Annotated in this window: 6 protein-coding genes, 1 rRNA gene and 2 riboswitches; all 7 genes read left to right on the forward strand. The window is 39.4% G+C overall.

From position 1 onward, the window contains the following. Nucleotides 1-7 precede the first annotated feature (7 nt). Nucleotides 8-835, forward strand: coding sequence for an ammonia-dependent NAD(+) synthetase (nadE, locus tag AC1DSK_RS15070; RefSeq protein WP_477548654.1), 828 nt, complete (start codon nt 8-10; stop codon nt 833-835). A 149-nt stretch (nt 836-984) separates the two neighbouring features. Beyond that, complete coding sequence (locus tag AC1DSK_RS15075) at nt 985-1,935, forward strand: AAA family ATPase (protein ID WP_477548653.1); 951 nt, start codon at nt 985-987, stop codon at nt 1,933-1,935. Further along, complete coding sequence (locus AC1DSK_RS15080) at nt 1,932-3,146, forward strand: DUF58 domain-containing protein (protein ID WP_477548652.1); 1,215 nt, start codon at nt 1,932-1,934, stop codon at nt 3,144-3,146. The genes AC1DSK_RS15075 and AC1DSK_RS15080 overlap by 4 nt, the downstream gene beginning before the upstream one ends. Beyond that, nucleotides 3,143-5,338: a transglutaminase-like domain-containing protein gene (locus AC1DSK_RS15085; protein ID WP_477548651.1), complete on the forward strand. Its 2,196-nt coding sequence runs from the start codon at nt 3,143-3,145 to the stop codon at nt 5,336-5,338. Before AC1DSK_RS15080 ends, AC1DSK_RS15085 begins: the two co-directional genes overlap by 4 nt. A gap of 34 nt (nt 5,339-5,372) precedes the next feature. Continuing rightward, nucleotides 5,373-5,474, forward strand: a riboswitch (purine riboswitch). A 279-nt stretch (nt 5,475-5,753) separates the two neighbouring features. Next, the gene (guaA, locus tag AC1DSK_RS15090; protein ID WP_036660253.1) at nt 5,754-7,292 is read left to right on the forward strand and encodes a glutamine-hydrolyzing GMP synthase; all 1,539 of its coding nucleotides are present in this window, start codon (nt 5,754-5,756) and stop codon (nt 7,290-7,292) included. Nucleotides 7,293-7,658: 366 nt separating this feature from the next. Continuing rightward, a riboswitch (purine riboswitch) is annotated at nt 7,659-7,760 on the forward strand. 253 nt (nt 7,761-8,013) lie between these two features. Then, entirely contained in the window at nt 8,014-9,354 is a 1,341-nt protein-coding gene (locus AC1DSK_RS15095) for an NCS2 family permease (protein ID WP_477548650.1), read from the forward strand. 445 nt (nt 9,355-9,799) lie between these two features. After that, nucleotides 9,800-9,902 (forward strand): 16S ribosomal RNA (locus AC1DSK_RS15100); the annotation flags it as partial.

Genomic DNA, 9,902 nt, shown 5'->3' on the forward strand with positions numbered 1-9,902 from the left:
CGCTCTCATGACAAACTTACAGCAGACAATTATAGAAGAATTGAAAGTTAAATCATCGATTGACCCCCAGGAAGAAATTCGGACGTCGATTGATTTTATGAAAAGCTATTTAACAAAGCATCCATTCCTTAAAGGAATGGTGCTTGGGATTTCAGGCGGACAGGATTCTACACTTACAGGAAAACTGGCACAAATGGCCGTGAATGAATTAAATGAAGAAGCGGGAACTGAAGCTTATTCATTCATTGCAGTACGGCTGCCATATGGCGTCCAGTTTGATGAAGATGATTGTCAAGATGCACTGGATTTCATTCAACCATCAAAAATTTATACGGTAAATATTAAGGAAGCGGTCGATGCCAGCAAACGTGCACTTGATGCATCTGGAATCACTCTTTCCGATTTTGCCAAAGGCAATGAAAAAGCACGTGAGAGAATGAAAGTTCAATATTCAATAGCAGCGATGCACAGTGCGGTCGTTCTTGGAACGGATCATGGTGCTGAAGCCATCACAGGATTTTATACAAAATTTGGGGATGGTGGCGCAGATTTAGTCCCGTTATTCAGATTAAATAAACGTCAAGGCAAGCAAATGTTAAAAGCTTTGAGTAGTCCTGAACATTTGTATACGAAGATTCCAACTGCCGATTTGGAGGAAGATCGACCGGCATTACCGGATGAGATTGCACTTGGTATAACTTATGATCAAATTGATGATTATTTAGAAGGCAGAGAGATTGCTTCCGAACCACGAGATAAATTGGAAAATTATTATTTACGCTCTAAACACAAAAGACATTTACCAATAACCGTCTTTGACGACTTTTGGAAATAAGCCAAAGCACACATGGAAATCATCCGTGTGTGCTTTTCTTATATAATAATAAGTTGTAAAAAAGGGTAATTTTAGTTAAACTAACGTTATAATGTGTCAATTTTCTAAAAAATATAATAATTAAGTAGGACAATTGGGGGAGTAATGAGATGAGAAACCAAGAGAAAATACATGCAATTGTGGATAATATTGAACGTGTAATGATTGGGAAACGTGAAGTTGCCGAGTTAAGTGTAGTTGCGTTAATTGCGCAAGGACATGTATTACTTGAAGATGTGCCTGGCGTTGGAAAGACCATGATGGTACGTGCTTTAGCAAAATCTGTTGGTGCTCAATTCAAACGAATTCAATTCACGCCGGATTTATTGCCATCGGATGTAATTGGTGTATCGATTTACAATCCTAAAGAAATGGAATTCCAATTCAGACCAGGTCCGATAATGGGAAATATCGTATTGGCGGATGAGATCAATCGGACTTCCCCTAAAACTCAGTCAGCACTTTTGGAAGGTATGGAAGAAGCAACCGTGACAATCGATGGTGAAACCATGACGATTCCTAAACCGTTTTTCGTAATGGCCACTCAAAACCCGATAGAATACGAGGGGACATATCCGCTTCCAGAAGCGCAATTGGACCGATTCCTTTTAAAACTTCGCATGGGATACCCGTCACACACACAAGAAATTGAAGTATTGAAGCGTGCAGAGAAGTCAGTTCCAATAGAAAACTTGAATTCTGTTATTTCTTTGGAGGATCTGATTCTTCTGCAAAAAGAAGTAAAAGACATCGTGGTCGATGATACAATCAAAAACTACATCGTCGATTTAGCAAACCGTACAAGAAAAGATTCATATATTTACTTAGGTGTCAGTCCTCGTGGGTCACTGGCATTGATGAAGGCATCGCAGGCGTTTGCGATGTTGAAGGGAAGAGACTTTGTAACACCTGACGATATTCAATATTTAGCACCATTTGTTTTCAGCCACCGCATGATTTTACGTTCAGAAGCCCGCTATGATGGCATAACACCAGAGGAAATTGTGGAACGCATCTTAGCCAAAACGAATGTTCCAATTAAAAGGTTAGTTAAACAATGAAGAAAGCTAAATTTACATGGGCAATTGGAGGACGACTCCTTTTTGTCCTCTTTCTAGTCATTTTTTCGTTTGCATTTGCCATGTTCCAAGGTGGTTTCGTCAGTTGGTTCATTTTTTACTCAATAGTTCCGTTTGCCTTATATTCTATTGCGTTCTTCTTCAGTCCCATTTCGAAAATAGAAATTGAGCGCTATATTCAAACTGCTCAAATCCGCAAAGGTGGGAAATTGATTGTGACGGTGAAATTAAAGAGACCGTCACGTTTTCCAATGCTTTATCTTATCGTAAAGGAAGTAACACAAAGTGCATCCCTTATCCAACATGCAAATAAACAATTGAAAACTGTGAAAATGGTAGGGTTTCAACGAAACATCGAGTGGACCTATGAAATCGATCAGATGCCACGTGGCGAACATTCTTTGGATGGTATTGAAATTTCCGTAAGTGATTTTTTTGGCTGGGTGAAAAAAACACATGTACTTCCATTAAAACAGACCGTCATCGTTTACCCGAACATATCGGAAATGATTTATATGCCAATTGAAACTCGATACGATCAAGGCGCCGCAGCCTCACCATTTACAATTGTTAAGGATACTACGATGGCAACAGGGGTTCGGGACTACCAACCAGGTGACCGGGTTTCTTGGATTCATTGGAAATCATTTGCTCGTACTCAAACCTTACGTACGAAAGAATTTGAAGATCGACAGTCACAGGATTTGTTCATTATGGTCGACCGAAAACCGTCGGTTAATTTTGAAGAACAAATTGAATTGACAGCGTCAGTGTTACAAGCAGTTGTTCGAAACCAAGCAAGTGCGGCATTCTTGTCATTAGGTGCTTCTCGCTTTTATTTCCCTGCTGTTCAAAGTGAGGAACAACTGCAACGAACGATGTTTCATTTAGCTAAAGTCGAAGCTGATTTGAAGCAGCCAATCGAAAAATTATTGCTGACAGATCCAGCCATGTCGAGTGCAACATCCATTTTGCTAATTACTGGTGAATTAACCACAGCATTAATTGAATCAATTCCACGAGCTGCCAAAAACTTACGTCAGTGTACTGTTTTTGTTGTTGTTAAAAAAGGCGAAAAGTTATCGAAACAAGCAATGACATTGCATCAACTTGCTCGTTCGAGAGGAATGATTACGCACGTGCTTTCTCAAGATCATTTCGCAAATGCCTTTACGGAGGTAGGTCGCAAATGAAAATTGGACTTCAAAATAAATGGCTACAAGCCTTATTTTATTTACTGGTGTTCTTTCTATTCCGAGAATGGTTATTGCCAGTATTAGAGTTGACCGAAACCAACTATTTATCTATATTCCTAGCTTTCATCGTCTTGTGCTTTGTATTCAGTTTCTTATCGGTTCCATGGTGGCTTTCGGTTCCTGGAAAACTGGTTTATATTGCCTGGGTCATTGTATTTGTTTATACGGACGAAGTATTTTTCACAAGCGAAGCAGTTTCATTTTTGTTTGGGGAATTAATGATAAATGTAGGTGCACTTTTCAGTCGTGACTGGTCAGTCGTGACTGATTCTTTCAGGACGGTGCTGTTTTTCTCATTATTATGGATGACAGCATATTTAATACATCACTGGATCAGTATCCGTTTTAACATTTTCTTATTCTTCTTCATGACCGTTGTTTTTATTGCGGCACTGGATACATTCAGTCCGTATAAAGGTGATGGAGCGATTCTTCGTATCATGATTCTGGGGTTATTATTATCGGGGCTATTAAAAGTAGCGAAAATAATGGAACAAAATCAAATAACCATGACCAGGGAGAAATATGTTTTTCTTGTTATTCCTCTTGTAATGCTAGTTGCATTCAGTGGTTCAATCGGCTATTTACTTCCTAAAGCCGGACCGATATGGGAAGATCCTGTCCCGTTTATTCAATCATTTGCTGAAGGAGCAGGTGCAGGACCCGGAGGAGCAGTTGGCATCGGGAAAATTGGCTATGGTGAAGATGATTCCAATTTAGGCGGTGCTTTCAGGTCAGATAGTACTGTTGTGTTTGAAGCGATTGTGCAAACACCCCAATATTGGAAGATTGAAACGAAGGATACTTACACATCAAAAGGATGGGAACAATCCGTTTCTTCCAATGAAATTCGTAATTATACAGTAGGCGATACGCTGGATACAGGAATTCCAACAGGTCCTGAAGAGGATAAAGATGTTGCCAAGTATAGTTTCAGCTTGGAATATCCATTCTTAATGTATCCGTATGGTTCCGTGACAGTGGACGCACCTGAAGGTACAACATTCTCAATATCCAACAATACACAAAAAATCGAGACCTATCGGGAGAACGATGAAGTCCAATTAAAGGCCTATAGTATAGCTTTCAGTGAACCAACTTACAGTTTAAAGGCATTACGTGCAACGACTCACGAAGGTTTGTCTATACTATCTCAAGACTTTTCACGTTATTTACAGTTGCCTGAAGAATTACCTGAACGCGTTCGGGAATTGGCTCGAACCATTACTAAAGATGAAACCAATCTATATGATAAAGCTCGAGCAATTGAACGCTATTTTCCACAAAACGCCTTTGTTTACGATCAACAGAATGTTTCTGTTCCAAAAAAAGATGAGGACTATGTAGATCAATTTCTATTTGAAACAAAACGTGGGTATTGTGATAATTTCTCTACATCCATGATTATTATGCTCCGTTCTTTAGATATCCCGGCACGGTGGGTTAAAGGATTCGCTGAAGGGAAAGAGCTTCGGACTGAAAATGGGGAAAGAATGTACCAAGTTACAAATAATAACGCCCATTCTTGGGTCGAAGCTTATTTGCCAGGAATCGGCTGGATGCCATTCGAACCGACCATTGGTTTTAGTGGAACTGGAAATATTGATTTCGATTTGGAGTTAAACTCGACTGATACGCCTGAAAAACCAGTTGTCCCAGCTCAACCGGAAAAACCTGAAACGACAGACAAAGGAGAAACTAAACCATTTTCAGAACGATTCACGGATATGATTCAGAACTTTACTGACTGGATGTCGGACAATAAAGGACAAATCATTCTCTGGAGCATCATCGCGCTTTTATTCTCATATATGTTGTTCCGTATTCGAAAAAAATGGATGCCGAAAATCTTGGTTCCTTATTACCGTTTACGTAAAGATAACTGGCAGTCATTTGAGCATAGCTACCATAGTTTGTTAAAACAACTTGAGTTGTATGGGATTCAACGGAATGAAGGACAAACATTGCAAACTTATGCAAAATATGTGGATTCATTCTTCGGCTCAAAAGATATGAAAGTATTGACGACAGCTTATGAAAAAGGCTTTTATGGGAAAAATATAGAGTCTCACGAATGGCTTCAACTGAGAGAAAGTTGGGAAAATTTAATCAATCGCACCAGTGGTTGATTTTAAGGCGGACAACCTGTAGAATTGAGAAAAATTATACAGACCGGTTTGCCCTCATATATGTCCGATAATAAGGTTCGGATGTTTCTACCAAGTCGCCGGAAATGACTTGACTATGAAGGCGAATGCACCCATGTCTATTTATGGACATTTATTTGCATTCGCCTTTTTAACGAGAAGAGACTTAAATGTCTAGTAGCAAGCGTCAGTCTGCACCTAACCTTGAGATATTCAACTGGAACGGTTTTTCCGCTTCATTTCTTTCAGGGCGGGTCCCAGACTTCAGTGACGTTTCAGCTTTTCTTGTGTAGAGCAAAAGAGCGCGTAGAAAGGTTTTCTTTCATACGCGTTTTTTCTATATTAAAGGGAGTCCGAAAATCAAAGTGAAGAGGTGGCCATATTGTCAGCAACTCCTATGTTGAAAGAACAAGAAAAAATCGTCGTACTTGACTTTGGTAGTCAATACAATCAGTTAATCACTCGCCGTATCCGTGAGTTCGGTGTTTACAGTGAATTACATCCGCATACAGTAACCGCTGAAGATATTAAATCTATGAATGCTACAGGTATCATTTTCTCAGGTGGTCCAAATTCGGTTTATGATGCAAATGCTTTCCATATTGACCAAGCAATTTTCGATTTAAACATTCCGATTTTAGGAATTTGCTACGGTATGCAATTAATGTCTCAACATTTTGGTGGGAAAGTTGAAAAAGCTTCTCATCGCGAATACGGCAAAGCTGAAATTTCAGTTGTTAAAGAAAGTACATTATTCCATGACTTACCGAAGGAACAAATTGTTTGGATGAGTCACGGAGACCACGTGACGGTTGCCCCAGAAGGTTTTGAAGTAATTGCTACAAGCCCATCATGTGCGGTAGCAGCTATCGCTGATGAATCACGCGGGTTATATGCGGTTCAATTCCACCCTGAAGTACGTCACTCGGTTTACGGTATTGAATTGATTCGTCAATTCGTATTTGGTGTTTGTAAAGCTAAAGGTGATTGGTCAATGGAAAGCTTCATTGAGCTTGAAATTGAAAAAATCCGTCAAGAAGTCGGCGATAAAAAAGTATTGTGTGCATTAAGCGGTGGAGTGGATTCCTCTGTTGTCGCAGTATTGATTCACAAAGCTATCGGCGATCAATTAACGTGTATGTTTGTCGACCATGGTTTACTTCGTAAAGGCGAAGCGGAGAGTGTAATGAAGACTTTCGCTGATGGCTTCCATATGAATGTCATTAAAATTGATGCACGTGAACGGTTCATGAACAAACTGGCTGGCGTTTCAGATCCTGAAACAAAACGTAAAATTATCGGTAATGAATTCATTTATGTATTCGACGATGAAGCAGCTAAACTTGAAGGAATGGACTTCCTAGCACAAGGTACGCTTTATACAGATATTATCGAGAGTGGCACAGCTACTGCACAGACTATCAAGTCTCACCACAATGTTGGCGGACTACCTGAAGATATGCAGTTCAAATTAATTGAACCATTAAACACGCTATTTAAAGACGAAGTTCGTGCACTTGGAACAGAGCTTGGAATGCCAGATGAAATTGTATGGCGTCAACCATTCCCAGGTCCAGGTCTTGGAATTCGCGTTTTGGGAGCAATTACAGAAGAAAAACTTGAAATCGTTCGTGAATCTGATGCGATTTTACGTGAAGAAGTAGCTAAAGCTGGTCTTGAACGAGATATCTGGCAGTACTTCACGGTGTTACCTGACATTCGAAGTGTCGGTGTAATGGGTGATGCACGTACTTACGATTACGCTATCGGAATTCGTGCAGTAACTTCAATCGATGGGATGACATCTGACTGGGCTCGTGTGCCTTGGGACGTATTGGAGAAAATCAGTGTCCGCATCGTCAATGAAGTGCCGAACATCAACCGTGTACTGTATGACATCACGAGCAAGCCACCTGCAACAATTGAGTGGGAATAGTAGGTTGTAAAGAACTTTTTTAAAACGTCTCAAACCTTGATATATCGGTGTTTATAGATGTTTTATTGAAAGTGACTTATACCACCAGCAACAATTGACTATTAACAAATACTCTCTTTTATTTGCGATATTTTGCAAATAGAAGGGAGTTTTTTTATGTTTAAAATTGTTGAGTTACTGGATGATTTTCAATTGAATCAAAAAATCGAAGGCAAAAAACCACATCACGAGCAAGCCACCGCAACAATTGAGTGGGAATAAAGAGTTCAGTTGGAAATGAATGTTTATTTCCGAACTATGGAGACAATTTTTTAATTATTGTTCGGAAAAATGATTGAAACCTCTACAAATAGATGTTATAGTACTATTGTAATTAAATACTGTCGTCGTATAAAGTCGGGAATATGGCCCGAAAGTTTCTACCGAGTTACCGTAAATGACTCGACTACGATTTAGAAAGGCGGACCGTTCCGTCTTTCTTACTTCACATTAACATCGTTAATGGAAGAAATCGGAGGCATGCGACTTTTTGTTGCATGCCTTTTTGTTTTTTATAATAGAAAGCATTTAGCGCAAGTCGAATTCAATTCGGAGGTTAACATCTCTATTAAACTGGGTACCTGTTTTATAGACTGAGAGTTGAGTTGAGTTAAGATCTGACGCTGAAACTTAATTATTATAGAGGAAACAAATGTGTACACGACAACACGGAGGAAAAAACATGAAAAAGTATTTTCAATTTGAAGAACTTGGAACGAATTATCGTCGCGAGATTATCGGTGGACTGACTACGTTCTTATCGATGGCCTACATCTTGATCGTCAATCCATTAACTTTGTCACTAAATTCGGTGCCTGATTTACCTGACGCAATGCGCATGGATCCAGGTGCAGTATTTGTAGCAACTGCTTTAGCAGCGGCCGTCGGTTCTCTCTTTATGGGATTGATAGCCAAGTATCCCATAGCCCTTGCACCGGGAATGGGATTAAATGCATTCTTTGCTTATACAGTTGTTCTAACTTACGGAATTCCTTGGCAAACAGCTTTAACAGGTGTTCTATTTTCCGGACTAATTTTTATTGTTCTTTCATTATCAGGAATTCGTGAAACCATCATCAATGCCATTCCTGCTGAATTAAAATATGCTGTTGGAGCAGGTATCGGTTTATTCATCACCTTTATCGGCTTACGAAATGCAGGGATAATCGTCAATAACGATGCTACACTAGTTGGATTAGGAGATTTATCTGCAGGAAATACGTTGCTAGCCATCTTTGGATTAGTGTTAACAGTTATCTTTATGGTAAGAGGCGTTAAAGGTGGTATCTTTTACGGGATGCTATTAACGGCAGTAGCGGGGATGATTTTCAATTTAGTAGATGTTCCTTCTTCTATAGTAAGTAAAGTTCCAAGTGTGGCTCCAACTTTCGGGGTGGCGTTCGAACCTATACTGAATGATCCCGGATCATTAATGACCATCCAATTCTTAATTGTAGTACTGACATTCTTATTCGTGGATTTCTTTGATACTGCAGGTACTCTTGTTGCCGTTGCCAACCAAGCCGGCTTAATGAAAGACAATAAACTTCCGCGTGCGGGTAAAGCATTGCTAGCAGATTCACTTGCAACTGTAACGGGAGCGATTTTTGGTACTTCAACGACGACTTCTTATATTGAATCAAGTGCAGGAGTTGCCGCAGGCGCGAGAACGGGATTTGCAGCAATTGTTACGGGTGTCTTATTCTTATTGGCATTATTCTTCTCACCAGTATTATCCGTAATGACTTCTGCAGTAACAGCACCAGCCTTAATCATTGTCGGTGTCCTGATGGTTTCATCTTTGAATAAAATTGAATGGAATCGATTTGAAATTGCGGTACCGGCATTTTTAACTATTATTACGATGCCCCTTACGTATAGCATCGCAACAGGAATCGCTATAGGATTTGTATTTTATCCGATTACAATGATCTTGAGCGGGAATATTAAAAAGGTTCATCCTATCATGTACGGCATGTTCGCTATTTTTATTCTATACTTTGTGTTTGTAGAAGGGCACTAATCAATATAGGAAGGACAATACTTTTATTAGTATTGTCCTTCTTTTTTATTGGTAGAGAAGCAGCGTTTCACTTTATACTATTGTCATAAATTGGTGGTTGAAAAGCTCCTAATATTCTGATAATATAAACCCATAACAAATCTATAAAATAGTGTTGACTTATATAAGTGAGACTGATATATTTATAAAGTTGCTGATTTGAAAGCGACAAAGTGAAAAAAGAATATCAAAACTTTTTGTTGACATAGCAAACTGGATTTGATAAGATATTAAAGTCGCCATTACAACAACGGCGAACAAATGAACCTTGAAAACTGAACAGCAAAACGTCAACAATAAAGCGGAACACACTTCGGTGTGGGAAGCAAAAACTTGAACTTAATTGTTCATTTTAAAACGTCATTAATTTGACGCCAGCAACAAAGTCGAGCTAATCGACTCACCTATTATGGAGAGTTTGATCCTGGCTCAGGACGAACGCTGGCGGCGTGCCTAATACATGCAAGTCGAGCGGAATGATGAAGAAGCTTGCTTCTTCTGATTTTAGC

The sequence above is a fragment of the Paenisporosarcina sp. P4_B8 genome, assembly GCF_056402175.1.

Coding starts and splice junctions, on each gene's coding strand:
- guaA (WP_036660253.1), top strand. CDS start 5,754: ATGTTGAAAGAACAAGAAAAAATCGTCGTACTTGACTTTGGTAGTCAA.
- AC1DSK_RS15095 (WP_477548650.1), top strand. CDS start 8,014: ATGAAAAAGTATTTTCAATTTGAAGAACTTGGAACGAATTATCGTCGC.
- AC1DSK_RS15075 (WP_477548653.1), top strand. CDS start 985: ATGAGAAACCAAGAGAAAATACATGCAATTGTGGATAATATTGAACGT.
- nadE (WP_477548654.1), top strand. CDS start 8: ATGACAAACTTACAGCAGACAATTATAGAAGAATTGAAAGTTAAATCA.
- AC1DSK_RS15080 (WP_477548652.1), top strand. CDS start 1,932: ATGAAGAAAGCTAAATTTACATGGGCAATTGGAGGACGACTCCTTTTT.
- AC1DSK_RS15085 (WP_477548651.1), top strand. CDS start 3,143: ATGAAAATTGGACTTCAAAATAAATGGCTACAAGCCTTATTTTATTTA.